The organism is Bradyrhizobium sp. McL0615, from assembly GCF_049993905.1.
Lineage (GTDB): Bacteria > Pseudomonadota > Alphaproteobacteria > Rhizobiales > Xanthobacteraceae > Bradyrhizobium.
Map to the genome: position 1 here is coordinate 3,504,788 of NZ_CP188254.1, position 17,294 is coordinate 3,522,081.

Annotated in this window: 17 protein-coding genes and 1 pseudogene; 9 read left to right on the forward strand and 9 right to left on the reverse strand. The window is 62.5% G+C overall.

Annotation, left to right across the window (positions count from 1 at the left end; genetic code table 11):
• The first annotated feature begins 56 nt into the window (after window positions 1–56).
• Genes ACPPVP_RS16570 through ACPPVP_RS16590 form a run of 5 tightly spaced genes read left to right on the forward strand, consistent with a single transcriptional unit; the run spans window position 57 to window position 3,812 of the window.
• Complete coding sequence (locus tag ACPPVP_RS16570) at window positions 57–929, forward strand: branched-chain amino acid ABC transporter permease (protein ID WP_426536079.1); 873 nt, start codon at window positions 57–59, stop codon at window positions 927–929.
• Window positions 926–1,972 carry a branched-chain amino acid ABC transporter permease gene (locus ACPPVP_RS16575; protein ID WP_426536081.1) on the forward strand — a complete coding sequence of 349 codons (1,047 nt, stop codon included), beginning with the start codon at window positions 926–928 and terminating at the stop codon, window positions 1,970–1,972. Before ACPPVP_RS16570 ends, ACPPVP_RS16575 begins: the two co-directional genes overlap by 4 nt.
• Window positions 1,972–2,754, forward strand: a complete 783-nt coding sequence (locus ACPPVP_RS16580) for an ABC transporter ATP-binding protein (RefSeq protein WP_426536083.1) — start codon at window positions 1,972–1,974, stop codon at window positions 2,752–2,754. Before ACPPVP_RS16575 ends, ACPPVP_RS16580 begins: the two co-directional genes overlap by 1 nt.
• Window positions 2,747–3,451: an ABC transporter ATP-binding protein gene (locus ACPPVP_RS16585; RefSeq protein ID WP_426536085.1), complete on the forward strand. Its 705-nt coding sequence runs from the start codon at window positions 2,747–2,749 to the stop codon at window positions 3,449–3,451. Before ACPPVP_RS16580 ends, ACPPVP_RS16585 begins: the two co-directional genes overlap by 8 nt.
• Complete coding sequence (locus ACPPVP_RS16590) at window positions 3,441–3,812, forward strand: Rieske (2Fe-2S) protein (RefSeq protein WP_426536087.1); 372 nt, start codon at window positions 3,441–3,443, stop codon at window positions 3,810–3,812. The genes ACPPVP_RS16585 and ACPPVP_RS16590 overlap by 11 nt, the downstream gene beginning before the upstream one ends.
• On the opposite strand, the gene ACPPVP_RS16595 is transcribed toward ACPPVP_RS16590, so the two are convergent.
• The 3 genes and pseudogenes from ACPPVP_RS16595 to ACPPVP_RS16605 form a co-directional block, all read right to left on the reverse strand.
• The gene (locus ACPPVP_RS16595; protein ID WP_426536089.1) at window positions 3,809–4,669 is read right to left on the reverse strand and encodes an alpha/beta hydrolase; all 861 of its coding nucleotides are present in this window, start codon (window positions 4,667–4,669) and stop codon (window positions 3,809–3,811) included. The two genes, ACPPVP_RS16590 and ACPPVP_RS16595, sit on opposite strands and share 4 nt — an antisense overlap.
• A 144-nt stretch (window positions 4,670–4,813) precedes the next feature.
• Window positions 4,814–6,564 (reverse strand): annotated as a pseudogene (locus ACPPVP_RS16600) (MOSC domain-containing protein).
• A gap of 199 nt (window positions 6,565–6,763) precedes the next feature.
• Window positions 6,764–7,675 carry a LysR substrate-binding domain-containing protein gene (locus ACPPVP_RS16605; protein WP_426536091.1) on the reverse strand — a complete coding sequence of 304 codons (912 nt, stop codon included), beginning with the start codon at window positions 7,673–7,675 and terminating at the stop codon, window positions 6,764–6,766.
• Between the two features lie 278 nt (window positions 7,676–7,953).
• Here ACPPVP_RS16605 and dctA point away from each other — a divergent pair, with 278 nt between their 5' ends.
• From dctA to ACPPVP_RS16625, 4 genes are all read left to right on the forward strand, one after another.
• Window positions 7,954–9,288, forward strand: a complete 1,335-nt coding sequence (gene dctA / locus ACPPVP_RS16610) for a C4-dicarboxylate transporter DctA (RefSeq protein ID WP_426536093.1) — start codon at window positions 7,954–7,956, stop codon at window positions 9,286–9,288.
• A 102-nt stretch (window positions 9,289–9,390) separates the two neighbouring features.
• Complete coding sequence (locus tag ACPPVP_RS16615) at window positions 9,391–9,927, forward strand: ureidoglycolate lyase (protein WP_426536095.1); 537 nt, start codon at window positions 9,391–9,393, stop codon at window positions 9,925–9,927.
• A 46-nt stretch (window positions 9,928–9,973) separates the two neighbouring features.
• Window positions 9,974–10,855: a bifunctional allantoicase/(S)-ureidoglycine aminohydrolase gene (locus ACPPVP_RS16620; RefSeq protein WP_426536097.1), complete on the forward strand. Its 882-nt coding sequence runs from the start codon at window positions 9,974–9,976 to the stop codon at window positions 10,853–10,855.
• Window positions 10,845–11,612 (forward strand): SDR family oxidoreductase, encoded by a 768-nt coding sequence (locus ACPPVP_RS16625; protein WP_426536099.1) that lies wholly within the window; start codon window positions 10,845–10,847, stop codon window positions 11,610–11,612. Before ACPPVP_RS16620 ends, ACPPVP_RS16625 begins: the two co-directional genes overlap by 11 nt.
• 10 nt (window positions 11,613–11,622) lie before the next feature.
• Here ACPPVP_RS16625 and ACPPVP_RS16630 read toward each other — a convergent pair whose 3' ends face one another.
• The 6 genes from ACPPVP_RS16630 to ACPPVP_RS16655 form a co-directional block, all read right to left on the reverse strand.
• Complete coding sequence (locus ACPPVP_RS16630; RefSeq protein ID WP_426536101.1) at window positions 11,623–12,594, reverse strand: tripartite tricarboxylate transporter substrate-binding protein; 972 nt, start codon at window positions 12,592–12,594, stop codon at window positions 11,623–11,625.
• 57 nt (window positions 12,595–12,651) lie between these two features.
• Entirely contained in the window at window positions 12,652–13,368 is a 717-nt protein-coding gene (locus ACPPVP_RS16635) for a GntR family transcriptional regulator (RefSeq protein WP_426536103.1), read from the reverse strand.
• A gap of 181 nt (window positions 13,369–13,549) precedes the next feature.
• Window positions 13,550–14,323 carry a 3-hydroxybutyrate dehydrogenase gene (locus ACPPVP_RS16640; RefSeq protein ID WP_426536105.1) on the reverse strand — a complete coding sequence of 258 codons (774 nt, stop codon included), beginning with the start codon at window positions 14,321–14,323 and terminating at the stop codon, window positions 13,550–13,552.
• A gap of 16 nt (window positions 14,324–14,339) precedes the next feature.
• The gene (locus ACPPVP_RS16645) at window positions 14,340–14,720 is read right to left on the reverse strand and encodes a carboxymuconolactone decarboxylase family protein (RefSeq protein WP_426536107.1); all 381 of its coding nucleotides are present in this window, start codon (window positions 14,718–14,720) and stop codon (window positions 14,340–14,342) included.
• Between the two features lie 19 nt (window positions 14,721–14,739).
• Window positions 14,740–15,975, reverse strand: coding sequence for an ABC transporter substrate-binding protein (locus tag ACPPVP_RS16650; RefSeq protein ID WP_426536109.1), 1,236 nt, complete (start codon window positions 15,973–15,975; stop codon window positions 14,740–14,742).
• A gap of 38 nt (window positions 15,976–16,013) precedes the next feature.
• Entirely contained in the window at window positions 16,014–17,270 is a 1,257-nt protein-coding gene (locus tag ACPPVP_RS16655) for an ABC transporter substrate-binding protein (RefSeq protein WP_426536111.1), read from the reverse strand.
• Window positions 17,271–17,294 lie beyond the last annotated feature (24 nt).

Below are 17,294 nucleotides of genomic sequence, written 5' to 3' on the forward strand. Positions count from 1 at the left end.
TCGGGGGCCGCGGCGGACGGCGGCCCTCGACGGCATCAGGATATCCGGGAGCCACCTTGAACGAGTTTCTGCAACATCTGATCAACATGCTGGTGCTTGGCGGCACCTATGCGCTGCTGGGTATCGGTCTCACCCTGATCTTCGGCATCATGAACGTGGTGAACTTCACCCACGGGGTGCTGTACACGTTCGGCGCCTACATCATGTTCATCGTGGTGCATCAGCTCGGGATTAATTTCTTCCTGGCGCTGCCGCTCGCGGTTGTCGCCGGCTGGCTTCTTGGAGCGGCGATCGAACTGACCTTGCTGCGACCGCTGCGTGGCTCCGACATCGATACCACCATGCTTGTCATGATCGGTGCCTGGATTGCCATGCAGTCCGGTGCCTTGTGGATATGGGGTGGCGTCGCGAAATCGGTGACGACGCCGTTCCCCGAGGCCCCGCTGGTGCTGGGCCCGGTCTCGGTGTCGTGGCTGCGGCTGTTCGTGCTGGCCGCTGCGGCGCTGCTGATCGTCGTCACTTATCTGCTGATCAACAAAACAAAACTCGGCTGTGCGATGCGGGCGACGTTCCAGGATCAGGACACTGCCTCGTTGATGGGCGTCAATGTCGACCTGATCTACACCTCGACCTTCGCGATCGGGTCGAGCCTTGCCGCCGCGGCAGGCGCGCTGCTCGGTCCGGTCTACGTCATCTTCCCGCAGATGGGCGATCTTGCCGCCGTCAAGGCGTTCGCGATCGTAATCCTTGGCGGGCTCGGCAACATCACTGGTGCCGTCATTGGTGGCTTCATCCTGGCATTGGCGGAGGAATTGGGCGCCGGCTATGTTTCCTCGGGATACCGCGACGCCATGGGCTTTCTGATCATCATCGCGGTTCTGATCTTCAAGCCGACCGGCCTTTTCGCGCGCTCGGAGCGCGTCGGATGAGGGCAGGAGTCGCCATTCTCGCAATCGTCGCGTTCGCATCGGTGCCGCTCTGGCTGCGCGATCCCTATCTCATGAACGCGCTGATCACGACCGGCATCTTCATCATCGGCGCGATGAGCCTCAATCTGCTGCTGGGGTTCACCGGCCAGCTCAGCCTCGGCCATATCGCGTTCTTCGGCATCGGCGCCTATGTCAGCGCATTGACGTCGCTTGGTTTCGACGCCAGCTTGCCGTTCGGCTTCCGCATCGTTCACGAGCCTTGGCCGCCGATCGCCGGTTTTGCACTGGCGATCGTCATTGCGGGTTTTTGCGGATATCTGGTGGGGCTGCTGTCGTTTCGCGTGCGCGGCGCCTATTTCGTGATCGTGACGATTTCCTTTGCCGAAGTGGTGCGATTGGTGGCGCTGAACTGGGTCGAGCTGACGCAAGGCCCGCTCGCGCTGACCAACATTCCCTCGATCACGATCGGATTGCCGGGTCTCGGAGATCTGACGCTGCGCACCAAGCTGCAGAACTATTACCTCGTGCTATCAGTTGCGGTTGTCACCTATATCCTGATCTCGCGCCTGGTTCATTCGCATTTCGGCCGCGCCATGCGCGGGCTGATGGAAAACGAAACGCTGGCAGTATCCGTCGGCATCGATGTGACAAAGACGCTCACGCTGGCGGCGGTGATCTCGGCCGGAATCGCGGGGGCAGCCGGCAGTCTCTACGCGCACTATATCCGGATCATCGATCCCGAGGTGTTTGCCTTCATCAACACGGTGACGATGGTGATCATGGTCATCACCGGCGGCAAGGGATCGCTGGCCGGGCCTGTCGTCGGCGGTATGATCTTCGGGCTGTTGCCGGTGTTCCTGCGCCCGATCATGGCGCCGGAGGCGCAATGGATCGCCTATGGCGGCGTGCTGATCGTCATCCTGTTCGTATTGCCGCGCGGCATCGTACCGTCGCTCGCGCAACGGTTTGCGAAGCCGCGAACCCGGGCCGAGACGGTTGCGCCGGTTGCCTTCTCCGAGCGCGACGCCAAGGAGCATGCGTGATGACAGCTCCCTCGACGGCATTGAGCGTGGAAAAGGTCGCCGTGCACTTCGGAGGACTCGTTGCGCTCTCGGATATGAATTTTACGGTCGGCGAGGGCGAGATCGTCAGCCTGATCGGACCCAACGGCGCCGGCAAGACAACGGCTTTCAACGTCGTGACCGGCTTCCTGGATCCGACTCACGGCGCCGTCAGCTATCGCGGGACGGCGCTCAACGGATTGAAGCCGCACCAGATCGCCGATCTCGGCTTGATCCGCACCTTCCAGCGCACCAGTGTGTTTCCGAACGATACTGTTTACGACAATCTGCTGGTCGGGCTGCATCGGCAGGGCAGGGTGAGTCTGCTGGAGGCGATTCTGGGCCTGCCGCGCGCGCGTTCTGCGCAGCGCCGCTTAAAGGAGCGCGCCAGCGAACTGGTCGAACGGGTTGGCCTCGAACGTCGTGCCCACGATCTCGCGGGCTCGCTGTCTTACGGCGAGCAGCGCCTTGTGGGGGTGGCACTGGCGCTGGCGGCCGAGCCGTCGATGCTGCTGCTCGACGAGCCGGTGTCGGGCATGAACGCCTCGGAAACCCACACCTTCGTGCAGTTGGTCCGCAACATCCGCGACCGCGGCGTCACCATCCTGCTCGTCGAGCACGACATGCCGATGGTGATGAGCGTCTCCGACAGGATCGTGGTGCTCAATTATGGGCGGATCATTGCCGAAGGCTCACCGGACGTAATCCGGAACGATCCCGCCGTTATCGAAGCCTATCTCGGGCAGGGAGCAAAACGTGCTTGAGATCCGCGACATGGTGTGTGGCTATGGCGGCGTCACGGCGCTGCGCGGTATTTCGCTGGAGGTTAAGGCCGGGCAGCTCGTCGCCCTGATCGGCGCCAACGGCGCCGGCAAGAGCACCACGTTGCGAGCGATCTCCGGGCTGGTTGCGCCGCGTTCCGGGTCGATGCTGTTCGAAGGCAAGGACATCGCGGGCGCCAAGCCGCCGCGCGTCGTGGCCTCAGGAATCGCGCATTGTCCGGAAGGACGGCGGGTATTTCCCCACATGACGGTCGAGGAAAATCTCGACATGGGAGCGTATCTGCGCAGCGGTGCTGCCGGGATATCGGCGGACCGCGATCGCATCTATGCCGAATTTCCGCGCCTGGCGGACCGCAAGCGGCAGGCCGCTGGCACCCTGTCGGGCGGCGAGCAGCAAATGCTAGCGATCGGCCGGGCGCTGATGTCGCGCCCACGCCTGATCATGTTCGACGAGCCTTCCCTTGGGCTCGCGCCCAACATCGTCGAGCGAACCTTTGCGATCATCCGCGGCATCCGCGATGCCGGGACGACGGTGCTGCTGGTCGAGCAGAACGCCTTTGCGGCGCTCGAGATGTGCGACCACGCCTATCTGCTGGAAGGCGGCCGCATCGTTCTGTCGGGACCGGGGGCCGATATGATCGAGAACGAGCACGTGCGAAAGGCCTATCTTGGCGGATGAGCGGCCCGAAACGGCGGTGGTGTCGAGCGATGGGCAATGGATGCCGGTCTGCGGGCTCAGCCGGCTGATTTCGCAAACGATCGTCTGCGTCCGCGTCACGGGCGTCGATTTGATCCTGATCTGGAGCGAAGGACGCGCGGTCGCCTGCGAGCGGATGTGCCCGCACGAACAGGCTGACCTTAGCGCCGGACACCTGTCGGGAGGGCGCTTGTTCTGTCCGCGTCACGCGGCCTCGTTTGATCTCCGTAACGGCCGGATTTCCTATGGCTGGCCGAGCCGACCGTTGCTTCTATACCCGGTCCGGATCAGGGATGATCAGGTCTGGATCGATGCAGGCGCGATCAAGTCGCCTCGGACCTAGGCTACGAGCTTGCGGGCAATATCGACAAGCGCACCGTCGGGGTGTCGCAACTCCGCGAGGATACTGAAATGGTCCGCGCCTTCGATCGGGAAGAGCTTGCCGGACGCGTTAGCGGCGGCTCGCATTTCATGAAGCTTGATTGAATCGAAAACCAGCGCCGGCAGTTCGGCCGTGCCGTAGGCGATGTCGAGCCGCTTGTGGACGGCGGGCAGGCGAAGCGGCGATAATGCCGTAACTTCCGCGCTGGTTAGCTTCAGCGCATTGTTGAGGCCCGTATCGCGGATGGGCCCAAGATCGTACACGCCGGAAATCGCCAGTCCCGCGGCGACGCGGGGATGATCGAGCGCCATTGCGACGAGGTGGGCGCCGGCCGACCAGCCCGAAAGCACGACGGGCCCGGAAATGCCGTATGATTCTCCGTTCTGCGCCAGCCAATCGAGCGACCGGGATATCTCCGTCACGATCTCTGTCAGGGACGCGTCGGGCGCCAGCGAATATCCGGGAATGACAACCGACCAGCCGTGGGCTGCGACGCCTTCGACCAGCATGGCGAACACTTCCCGCGAATTGCGTTGCCAATAGCCGCCATGCAGGAATACCAGGCAGGGCGCGGCCTTCTCGGCGGCCGGATAGAGATCAACCTTTGTCCTTTCACGGTCGCCGTAAGGTACGTCAAGAAAGGATTCCCGGCTGGCGCGCAGCGTTTCGGACATCTGGTTTCTTTCGGCGATCAGCGCTGCGCTGTTCTTTACCGCCGTATTGTTGTCATAGGCCGCGTCGCGCTCGGCTTGGGAAAGCGCGGCCCAGTTCAGCCGGGGATCATGAGTTTCATCCTTTGTCGCCGCGATATCAGCCACGCACATCACTCCTGCAGAAAGCCAAAGCGTTATTGTCATCCAAGTCACACAGCGACGAGCGCCAGTATATTGGCGCAGGCAAACGCCGCAATCGAAAGAACAGTGATCGATCAGCAGTGCCTCGGGTCCAAATGGCTTCGACCGTCACAAATCAATCACGACGTCGCCCTCGGGTTGCGCGCAGCAGATCAGCACATTGCCGTCCGCCGGTGCATCGATCGGGTCCGGCCGGTAGTTCACCGTCCCCGCCACAAGTGCGGTCTCGCAGGTGTGGCAGACGCCGGTTCGACACGCAAACCGCACAGGTACGTCGCAAGCCTCGGCCAGCTCGAGCAAGTTGCGGAAGGTTGGTCCCCAGCGGACACTGAGACCGCTACGGGCGAACGAAACCAGCGCTCCTGCGCCAAGAAGTCCCGCCGGCAAATGCGGCGGTCGGCGCGTCGAAGCAATGACGCCTGGCGTGATGGACGGACCGGCGCCGAACATTTCGGTGTGAATGCGATCTGGCGCTACGCCCAAGGTTGCAAGCCCGGCGGTCAGGTCGCTCATGAAGCTCGACGGTCCGCAGATATAGAAATCACCATTGCGTGGCAAATTAAGCCGTTGGAGCACGCGCATATCCAGGCGACCAGGATCGTCGAAATCAACATTGAGACGATCCCCGGGATCGGGCGAACTGTAGCAAATGCGGCTGTGGCGGTAGGGAAGCACTGCGAGCAGGCCGCGCGTTTCCTCGGCAAAGGGATGTTCGCGGCTGTTACGGGTTCCGTATAGCCACCAGGTTTCCCGCGTCGATGCTTCGGCCGCCAGCGCGTGAAGCATCGCGAGCACCGGCGTCACTCCGATCCCGGCGCTCAGCAAAACAACGGGTGTGTCGCCCGGCCGTAATGTGAAACTGCCGCGCGCCGCACTTGCGTCTACGATGTCGCCAACCTGGAGCTCGTCGTCTATGTAGGCGCCGGCCGCGCCATGGGCTTCCCGCTTGACGCTCACGCGATAGTACGCGGCGCCAGGCTCCCCTGACAGTGAATAGCTGCGCATCAGCACAGGCGCAGATGTCGGCCCGAGCCGCAACACGACAAACTGTCCGGGGAGCGCGGCGGCGATAGGCTGTCCGTCCGTATCAGCGAAATCACGTTGCCGCTCTCGCGCACCTTGCGCGATACGCGAAGCGGGCGGAATCCGCGCCACGCCGGCGGCGGGCCGGACGCAGCAGTGAGCCCGGCGTTTCCTGTTGTCGCGCCGCCCTTGCGCTTTTGGGTGAGCAGCGCCTCGAGGGAACGACGCCACCCGACGCTCAGCGTCGGGATGCGCAGCGCGCGCTCCAGCTCGTCGCGGGGATGACCCGGCATGTAGAGCAGCGCATCGATCTCGGCCACGCTCATGCGCTCGGGCCCGGAGGTGACCAGCGCGATTTCGTCGCCGGCCTTTACTTCTCCTTCCTCCAGCACACGAAAATAGAAGCCGGGTCTTCCGTGCTTGACCACCAGCGCGGCCATTTCCGGCTCGTTCATGCGGATGCCTAGTCGGTAACAGGTGACGCGCGGCTGCGTCACTTCAAACAATGCACCGCCGATCCGATACTGGTCTCCGATGCACACCTCTGCATCTGACAGGCCATCGACCGTGAAGTTCTCTCCGAACTGCCCATAGGTGAAGTCGTTTCGTCCCAGATGGTTCTGCCAATACCGATAGGAATCCATTTGATAGACAAATACGGCCCGACGTTCGCCGCCATGGCCCACCAGGTCTCCTTGTCCGTCGCCGTCTATGTTGAGACGGCGTACCATGCGCGGGCCTTCAACCGGCGTCTTCCATATGCCGGTATGGACCGTCTTGTCTTGCCAGGTGACGTCGCGTGGTAACCCAACATTGACTGAAAGCAAGCGTCCCATCACGTTTCTCTCCAATGATGACCACCGTACTTTTGGTGTTGAACGGAAGTTTCGGCGCACGGCGGTTGCCCCGACGCCGATCGCCCTCCGCGGCTGCGGCGACAGTCGCTTCTGCTCCTTGCGGCAAGTTACATGTAATTCTGCATGCCTTGAAAGGTGGCAACGTTATCGCGTGCTCGCCGAGTTCCCGTCTATCTTATCATCTGCCGGCGAGGTGATCCGAATTCCGCTTCTGCCGGAGGAAACGACGCGCCAAATTGATGAAATTTTGCACCACCATCGACGTCTCGTCCTTTCTGAACACCAGAAACACGTCGGCGGACGGCGGCGAGGGCCTGATGGGTCTGAACACGATCTCGTCGGTCGTGAAACGGGCGATGGATTGCGGAACCAGCGCAACCCCGAAACCCGCGGCGATCAAGCTGGGCACCGACTGCGCATCGACGACTTGCTGGGAGACCCGCGGCAGGAAGCCGGCGTCGATGCAGCATTTCTGTATATAGCTTGCGAACTGGGAGCTCTCCGGTTGCAGGACGATGTGGTCCTCCGACGCAAGGTCGCCGAGGGCGATGTGCTTGCGCCGGGTGAGCGGATGGGCTTTCGGCATGGCCACCACGACCTCTTCCGTCCACGCGAGTTCGCTGCTCAAGGCGTCCTCGGTGGGAATGCTGCGGTTCAGGCTGATGTTCGTCGTTCGATTGAGAAGGGCTGCGATCTGCAAGGCCGGCGCCTGTTCATGTACCGTCATCTTCACCGCAGGAGCCTCCTTCCGGTAGGCAGCCAGCAGATCGGCCAGCCGTCCGCGGAGAATTGAGCCTGTCGCTCCGACATCGAGAGAGCCGATGAGCCCGGCGCCAATCGCGCGGACCTCGTCTTCCGCCAGCTTGATCTGCTGCTGAATGGCGCGGGCACGCGTGAGAAGCGCTTCACCGGCCTGCGTCAGCTCGACCCTGCGACTGGTTCTATGGAGAAGCTGCGCCCCCACCGCAGCTTCGAGTGCCTGGATCTGCTGGCTCAGCGGGGGTTGAGAAAGATTCAACCGCCGCGCCGCTGCAGTGAAGCTGCGCTCCTCGGCCACGGCGATGAAATATCTGAGTTGACGGAGATCCATAGCAAAAACCTCTTGATCGTGTCGTTCTATATATTGGACACTTGGCCCGGCATGGTCAACGAATGATGGGAAATGCTGCTTCGGTCGCTGGGCCGGGGCCGAGGTGCCGTGTCGCGGGGATCGAGGCGGGCAGGCGGGGGCAGTGCGGCCGGGCAACAGCGGGGTGGCGCGAGCGGCCGGTTTCGAAGCGTCAAAGGCGCCGTCAAGAACAATAGCGGCATCGGCCGTGAGCCGACCAAGCCGCATTGAATGGAAACGCCAACCAAGCGGGGAATGTCGTGCCAAATATATTCAAGTCGCTCTTCTTCCAGGTCGTCATTGCGCTCGGACTGGGTATTGCTCTCGGCATGGCCTATCCTGATCTGGCGCTTCAGATGAAGCCGCTGGGCGACGGCTTCATCAAGCTCATCAAGATGTTGGTTCCCGTGATCGTGTTTTGCGTCGTCGTGCACGGCATCGCCGCGGCCGGAGATCTCTCGAAGGTTGGACGGGTCGGGATACGCGCGCTCGTGTACTTCGAGGTCATCACGACCATCGCCTTGATGCTCGGCATTGCGCTCGCCTATTACTTCGAGCCCGGCGTTGGAATGAACATCGATCCGAAGACGCTGGATGCAAAGGCGCTGAGCAGCTTCAGCCAGACGGCAGCCCAGGTTGCCGGCGGCGGCGTCTCGGAATTCCTCATGAAACTCATTCCCTCGACCGTGGTCGGTGCGTTTACGACCGGTGACATCCTGCAGGTATTGATCGTCTCGATCATGTTCGGCTGCGCCGTCTCGCTGTGCGGCGAGCGGGCCAAGCCGGTGGCGGATTTCATCGGACGCGTCAGCGACATCGTCTTCAAGATGATGAATTTCGTCGTCAGGCTGGCGCCGCTCGGCGTCTTTGGGGCAATTGCCTTTACCGTCGGCAAATATGGCATCGGCTCGCTCAAGCAGCTCGGCGGGCTCGTCGCCCTGTTCTATGTGGCCGTGGCGATCTTTGTCGTCGTCGTGCTGGGGACGGTGATGCGCTTGTGCGGCCTCAGCCTGTTCAAGCTGCTCCGCTATTTGCGCGAGGAGCTGACGATTGTTCTTGGCACGGCGGCCGGAGACAGCGTGCTTCCGCAGACCATGCGGAAGCTCGAACTCCTTGGCATCAAGCCGTCGACCGTTGGCCTGGTCATCCCGACCGGCTACTCGTTCAATCTGGATGCGTTCTCGATCTACCTGACGCTCGCCGCCGTATTCATTGCCCAGGCCACCAACACGCCGCTGGCCACCGGTGATCTGCTGGCAATTCTCGGCATTGCGCTCCTGACCTCGAAAGGGGCTCACGGGGTCCCGGGCTCGGCCATTGTCGTCCTTGCCGCTACACTGGCGGCCATTCCGGCCATTCCGGCCATCGGATTGGTGCTGCTGCTGTCGGTGGACTGGTTCATCGGTATTGCGCGCGCACTGGGCAACTATGTCGGAAACTGCGTTGCCACGGTTGCCGTCGCCTCGTGGGAAGGCGACATCGACCGGGAAAAGGCGCATCGCGTCCTCAATGGCGAGGTCGCTGCCATCGACATGGGCACAGCGGTCGATCCCGCCGGTATCGAGGCAGCCGGCGCGCAGCTTCAGACGTCCTGAGCCCGCGCGTCAGCGGGTCCGGCATCGGTCCGACAAGGCTGGTGGTACGGGACCAAATCGTCGATGATCCCGCTCGGATCTGCGACGAATGGGAGTTGAGCGATGATATCGCTTTCGATTGCGCCTTTGACAAAGGCCGGGTTTGCGCCCTTTGGCGAGGTGGTGGAATCCGCAGACGTGAAGCCGAAATTGATCAATGAAGGCTTTGCGGAGCGGTTTGACGATTTGGCTCAGATTGACGTCGCCGCGGAAGGCGGCGAGGTCAACATCAGCCTGTTCACCGGCGCTGCAAGGCCGGTTCCGCTCGTCATCAAGCTCATGGAGCGCCATCCGCTGGGCAGCCAATTGTTCATGCCGTTGAACGGAGCGCCCTGGCTGGTGGTGGTGTGCACCGATCCGGACGTCCCCTCAAGCTTCCGGGCATTTGCTGCATCGGGCCGACAGGGCGTGAACTACGCGCGGAATTGCTGGCACCATCCGCTGCTCGTTGTCGGGGACGCCAGTCCGTTCGTTGTGATCGATCGAAAAGGGCCGGGCAGCAACCTGGAGGAAAGGTGGCTTGAAGCGGCAAACTGGTTGCGCGTCGCGCCCGATGGTGCGGCAGACGCGAAGGCGGACATTATGGCGAAGCAGGGCTAGCGGCCCGGCGATTATCCTAACAATCATTTCCAGGGGATCATAACGAATGACATCTCGAACCTATCACGTGCCGCCGGGAGGGCATCCGGCCCAGACCGAGCTCCTCACCGGCCGGGCGGTTTTCACGGATGCGTATGCGGTGATACCGAAGGGCGTGATCCGCGACATCGTGACCAGTTATCTTCCGCACTGGGACAATACGCGCGTGTGGGTGCTGGCTCGACCGCTGTCCGGCTTTGCCGAAACATTCTCGCACTACCTCGTTGATGTGGCGCCGGGCGGAGGGAGTGAAACGCCGGAGCCCGATGCGGGAGCGGAGGGGGCGCTGTTCGTCGTCGGGGGCGAGCTGACGCTGAAGCTTGCCGGAACCGAACATGTGCTGCGGCCCGGTGGCTTTGCCTACCTGCCTCCCGGGAGTTCCTGGAGCGTGCAAAACCGCAGTTCCGGTTCAGTGCATTTTCATTGGATCCGGAAGCTGTATCAGCGTGTACACGGGATCGCGGTGCCCGATGCCATTGTCACCGACGAAAACGCCATTGCACCGACGCCGATGCCGGGTACGGATGGCAGGTGGGCGACGACGCGTTTCGTCGATCCGTCCGACATCAGACACGACATGCACATGACGATCGTCACTTTCGAACCTGGTGCGTCGATCCCGTTCGCAGAAACCCATGTAATGGAGCACGGCCTCTATGTTCTGGAAGGCAAGGCCGTTTACCGGCTCAACCAGGACTGGGTTGAGGTCGAGGCCGGAGATTATATGTGGCTCCGCGCCTTCTGCCCTCAGGCCTGCTACGCCGGCGGTCCGGGACGCTTCCGCTACCTGCTGTATAAAGACGTGAACCGGCACATGGATCTGCGAACCCTGAGATCGCCGGCGGGCTCTGCCGGAATCCAGCCTGATGGATCGTCACATGGCATTTGAACTGTTCGACCTGACCGGCAAGAGGGTGCTCGTCACCGGATCTTCGCAAGGCATCGGGTTCGCCCTCGCGCAAGGCCTTGCCGAACACGGCGCCGAAGTCGTCCTCAACGGCCGCGACGCGGGCAAGCTGGATGCCGCGGTGGCGCGACTGGCGGGCGCCGGCCACAAGGTGTCGGTGGCCGGCTTCGACGTGACAAACGCGCAAGCCGCCAGGGAAGGCGTCGCGGCGATCGAGAGGAATTCCGGCGCGATCGACATTCTGGTCAATAATGCCGGCATGCAGTTTCGTTCGCCGCTCGAGGACTTTCCCGTCGAGAAGTGGGAGCAACTGCTCGCCACCAATATTTCGAGCGCGTTCTATGTCGGCCAGGCTGTCGCCCGTCACATGATCCCGCGTGGCCAGGGCAAGATCATCAACATTGCTTCCGTGCAAAGCGAACTCGCGCGCCCCGGCATCGCGCCCTACACGGCCACCAAGGGCGCAATCAAGAACCTGACCCGCGGCATGTGCACCGACTGGGCAAAATACGGTCTCCAGGTCAACGCGATCGCACCGGGCTACTTCAAGACCCCGCTCAACCAGGCGCTGGTCGACAATCCGGAATTCTCAACCTGGCTCGAAAAGCGGACACCGGCCGCCCGCTGGGGTAATGTCGAGGAGTTGGTCGGGGCAGCCGTGTTCCTGTCCGGCAAGGCCTCGTCCTTTGTCAACGGACATACGCTCTATGTCGACGGCGGGATCACGACCAGTCTTTGACGGCCTGCCTTTACTGCGGCGTGATGCCGGCGTCCTTGATGATTTTGTCCCACTTCACGATCTCGGCCTTGAGAAAGCTTTCCAGCGCCGCGGGCGTGGCGCGCTCTTCCTCGACCGGCGCCATGCTAAGTTCGCCAAAACGGCTGATCAAAGCCGGGTCCTTCAGCGCCTTCTGCAGAGCGTCGACCAGCACATCGACGATCGGCTTTGGCGTATTTTTCGGCGCATACAGGCCATACCAGGTCGTGACGTCGAATTTTGGCACGCCGGCCTCGGCCGAGGTCGGCACGTTCGGCAAGGTCGGCACCCGCTTTTTGCTGGTGATGGCGTAACCCGGGATGGTGCCGGCCTGAATATAGGGCGTCGGTCCGGTGGCGGGATCGCAATAGACGTCGATGTGACCGGCGATGATATCGTTCAGCGCGGGGCCGCCGCCCTTGTAATAGATCGGCGTGAGCTTGGTTTCGATCGCGCTCATGAACATCAGCCCGCACAGATGCGATGCGGAACCGAGCCCGACATTGCCATAGGTGACCTTGTCGCCCTGCGTGCGCACATAGCCGACCAGTTCCTTCAGGTCCTTGGCGGGAAAATTGGCCCGCGCCACCAGGATCATCGGCACGTCGGTGACGAGACCGATCGGCGCAAAATCGCCAACGGGATCAAACGGCAGCTTGGCATAGAGCGCGGGCGCGGTCGCCTGGCCGACATGCATCAGCAGAATCGTGTAGCCGTCGGGTGCAGCCTTGGCGACGCGGTTGGTACCGAGGGTGCCGCCGGCGCCGACGACGTTTTCGATCACGATCGCCTGCTTCAGCGTCGCGCTCATCGACGTTCCGAGCAGGCGGGCAATGACGTCGCCCGGGCCGCCGGCGGAGAACGGAACGACCATCGTGATCGGCCGGCTCGGGAAATCCTGGGCGAACGCCGGCAATACTGGCGACAGCAACAGCATCAGAAAAACGCGTTTTACAAACTTCATGGCAAGTTCCTATCGGCCTTGTGGCCCCTTGAACGGCTTGATCGAAACAATGTTGGGTCATTCATCCGCGGCCGCCTTTTCGTTCGACGCGGATGATTGCTCGATCATGCTGAGCGCGGCTACCGCCGCCGCATTGATATGATCGACGCAGCATTGCTCGGCGAGATCGGGATCGCCGCTCTGGATGGCACGCCAGATCGCGGTCACCTCGCGCAGGCTCTTGTTGATGCGCTTCGGCTGCGACATCGACGTAATGCGTAACAGCGTGATCCGGTCATGCAATGGCCTGAGCATGCGTTCGATGAAGGCGTTCTGACAGCCGCCGATCAGTGCGGCGTAGAACTCCGTCTTGGCCTCAAGCGCCGTCATCAGGTCGCCGTCAGCGAATGCGGCCTTCAGTTTGGTAAGGGCGTCGCCGATCCGGCGCACCACGACCGGATCGTGCAGTCGTGCGCATTCCCGTCCGGCGAATCCCTCGAGAACGGCGCGTGCCGCGTAGAGCTGCTTTGCCTCCTCGAGACTGATGGTGCTGACGACCGGACCGCGATGGGGGACCGTGTTGACCAGGCCGTCGGCCTCCAGCAGCCGCAGCGCCTCGCGTATCGACGGGCGGCTGACGCCGGTCATCTCGCAAAGTTCGCGTTCGATCAGGCGCTGGCCCGGCTTCAGGGTCCCGGACATGATCGCTTCACGCAGCTTTTGCGCGACCATCGAGCGGACGGTCGGAACGTCCTCGATCCGGAGCGTGGATTGCAGTTCACCGCGTTTGTCCATTGTCTACCGCCTTGGTATCGGCATGGGTTCAATAGCGATTTACGGGCAGAATCATCATCTCGGCAATCCGAACATGCGGCGGCGGGTCCGGGGCGATCGACCGGGCAATGTCGGCTGCCACGGCATTTGGGCTCGATCCTTCAGCCATTGCAGCTCTCCTGGGTGGAACGGGCGATGATGTTCATGCGATGGACCAGCCTCCGTCGATCGGCAGCGTTACGCCGGTGATGTCCTGGGCGGCATCGCTGCACAGGAACACCGCCATCGCGCCGACGGCCTCCAGCGCGACGAAGCGCTGGCTCGGCTGGCGGCTGGCCAGATAGTCGCTGGTAGCCTCTTCTATGGCGCGGCCTTCGCGGGCTGCGATGTCAGCGATTTTTCCCTGAATGGCCGGCGTCGGCAGCGTGCCCGGGCACAGCGCGTTGCAGGTGATCCCGCTCTTCGTCGTCTCGATCGCGACGGCGCGGGTCATGCCGACGATAGCGGTCTTGGTGGTCACATAATCGATGCGGTCCGCGACCGCACGGGTCGAATAGATCGAAGCCATATTGATGATGCGGCCCCAGCCTCGCGCCTTCATCCCGGGCAGGGCGAGACGGATCAGGTGGAACGGGGCCGACAGATTGACGGCGACCGCTTCGTCCCACCGTTCCGGCGGAAAGTTTTCGACCGGAGAAAAATGCCGGACAACCGCATTGTTTACCAGGATATCGACCGCGCCGGTGCGCCCAAGCAGGTCCGCCATCATGGTCTCGATCGCGACGCGTTGCGAGAGGTCGGCTGCGATGCTGACCGCCTTGACGCCAAACCGTGTGCGAAGACGATCTCGCGTCTCGGCCGGCTCGACCAGATCGTGCAGGACAATGTTGGCTCCCGCGCCGGCAAGGCTTTCGGCCACGGCGAGGCCCAAACCCGCCGTTGCCCCGGTTACAAGTGCCCATTTGCCCTTCAGCATCGTCTCAGGCTCCCGGCTACTTCTTGTCCAGCTCGGCAAACACTTCCTTGGCGTTTCGGAAGGCGTCCACGCCGGCCGGCACGCCGCAATAGATTGCGACCTGCATGAACACCTCGCGGATCTCCTCGCGCGTGGCGCCGTTGGTCAGTGCGCCCCGAACATGGGTCTTGAGTTCCTGCGGCCGGTTCAGCGCGCACAGCATCGCAAGGTTGAGGAAGCTGCGGGTCTTGTGCGTGAGGCCGTCGCGGCCCCAGACGTAACCCCAGCAATATTCAGTCGTCAGGTCCTGCATCGGCCGGTTGAAGTCATCGGCCGATGCGATCGCCTTGTCGACGAACTCGTTTCCCAGCACGCTCTTGCGGATCTGGAGGCCTCGATCGTATGTCGCCTTGTCCATGTCGGTTTCCAATCTTCAGTTAGTTTTTCGGCCAGAACGGCTGGGACAGCGCCAGTTGCGGCGGGAATACCGTGACGGGAACGCCCGCTTGCCACTGCACGATGGTCATCCCGGCGCCAACGCGGCGGCCCTTTTCGTCGAACTTGATTTCGCCGAGCGGATAATATTTCGAGGAACCGGCATCCATGGTGCGCAGCGCGTCGGCCACCGCGACGCGATCAGCCTTGCCGGCCTTTTCGAGCGCGTCCTTGATCACCCACATGTCGCCATAGGTGGAGATCGCGTTCTGCGTCATCCAGGGTTCCTTGTAGCGGGTCTTGAGCTCGGCGATCAGCGCCTCGTGGCCCTTGGCGCCCCAGCTTGCGACGCAGGTGAGCAGGCCCTGCAATAGTTCGGGGCTCACGGTCTGCAGCATGTCGGGTTCGGCGATTGCGATGCCGAACGAGATGGTGGGAATCTTGCCTTGTCCGAGCCCGAACTCGTTCATCTTTTCGAGCAGCAGTTTGGCGTCGGAAATCACCGTCGGCAGGAAGAACAGAAGGTCGGGTTTCGCCGATCGGACTTTTTGAACCAGCGAGGTGGCGTCGGCCAGCGGCGGGGTAAAGGTCTCATCGACGATCAGTTGCAGCCCGTTTTCGGCGAGCAGGCCGTCCCGCATCGCTTTTGCCGAGGACACCGATGCCGCCGTGTTGTCCGTGACGATGGCAACCGTCTTTGGTCGTTTGCCGGAAGCCGTTTCCGCAAGCTTCACGATCTGGGGCAGGGCTTGCCTTGCCTGCGACCCCGCAGTAGCCGAGGTCTGGAAGACATATTTGAAGCCGCGATCGGTGATCAGGTCGGAGTAGGAGAGGGTGAGAACCGGAAGGTTGGCCCGCTCCGTGACTTCGGTGACCGCCAGCGTGAATGAACTCAAATAGGCCCCGCTCGCGGCCACCAGATCGGTTTCCTGCGCGACCATGCGTTGCGCGGCGTTCTTGGCTTTCTCGGTCGTGTCACCGGAATCGAGCACGACCAGCTTCATTTTCGCGCCACCGAGCGACTTGATGCCACCTTGCGCGTTGATGTGGTCCACCGCCATCTCGGCGCCTTCGCGCATGACGGTGCCCGGGCGTGCATAGAGGCCTGAGACCGGCACCAGCAATCCGACTTTCACTTCGGAAGGCTGCTGCGCCCAGGCGCGGGTAGCGATCAGGCCGGCGGATGCGCCGGCAAGCAGGCTGCGCCGCGTCAATGCGGCCCGGGTGTTTTTTGTCATGACAATTCCTCCCTGAAAGTTTTTGAAACGATGGTGGGTCAGGACTTCTTCGGCCAGAACGGGGACGACTGTGCGAGGTCGGACGGGTAGACGGTGACCGGTACGCCGTTCTGCCACTGCACGATGACGACGCCGGCGCCGACCCGCCGGCCCTTGTCGTCGAACTTCATCTGGCCGCCGGGATAGTATTTCGCTGGGCCACCATCCAGGGTGCGGAAAGCGTCGGCGACGGCGAGACGGTCGGCCTTCCCAGCCTTTTCAAGCGCGGCCTTCATCAGCCACATGTCGCCATAGGTCGAGATGACGTTCTGCGTCGCCCACGGCTCTTTGTACTTGGCCTTCAGTTCGGCGATGATGTCCTCATGTCCCTTGCAGCCCCAGTTGGCGACGATGGTCATGATGCCCTGGACGACCTCGGGCGTGACGCTTTGCAGCATGTCCGGCTCGGCAATGGTGATGCTGAAGGACACGGTTGGGATCTTGCCTTGTCCAAGGCCGAACTCGTTGATCTTCTCCAGGCCGAGCTTGGCGTCGGAAACCGCGTTCGGCATGAACAGCAGCAGGTCCGGCCTTGCCGACCTGACCTTCTGGATCAAGGGCGTGGCGTCGGAGAGCGGCGGCGTCCAGACTTCCTCGACGACGAGCTGAAGGCCCTCCTGCGCGAGCAGTTTTTCCTTCAGCGCCTTGGCGGTCGCGACCGAGGTCGCGGTGTTGTCCATCAGCATCGCGACCGTCTTCGGCCGCTTGCCGGCGGCTTTTTCCGCCAGCTTCATCAGTTCGGGCAAGCCGAGCTGAGATTGCACGCTGGCAGGGGCGGCGGTCTGGAAGATGAACTTGAAGCCCCGGTCGGTCAGCAGGTCCGAATAGGAGAGCGTCAGCACCGGCAATTGCGCGCGTTCCGTCACCTCGGTCACGGCGAGCGTGAACGAACTCAGATAGGAGCCGGTCGCTGCAACCAGATCGGTCTCCTGCGCCACCATGCGCTGCGCCGCGTTCTTGGCCTTCTCGGTGGTGTCGCCGCAATCGATCACGACGAGCTTCATCTTGGCGCCGCCAAGCGACTTGATGCCGCCTTGCGCGTTGATGTGCTCGATACCCATCTCGGCGCCCATCTTCATCACCTGGCCGGGGCGGGTGTAGATTCCCGACAGCGGCACGATCAGGCCGACCTTGACTTCGGCCGGCGCCTGCGCGCGCGCCACCGTCGACAGTCCCATGGCGGCGGCGCCGGACAGTACGGTTCGCCGCGTCAGCGACGTCTTCGAGAATTTTCCGGATGCGTTGTCCTGGTCCATTTTCGTTCCTTCCAATATTGTTGT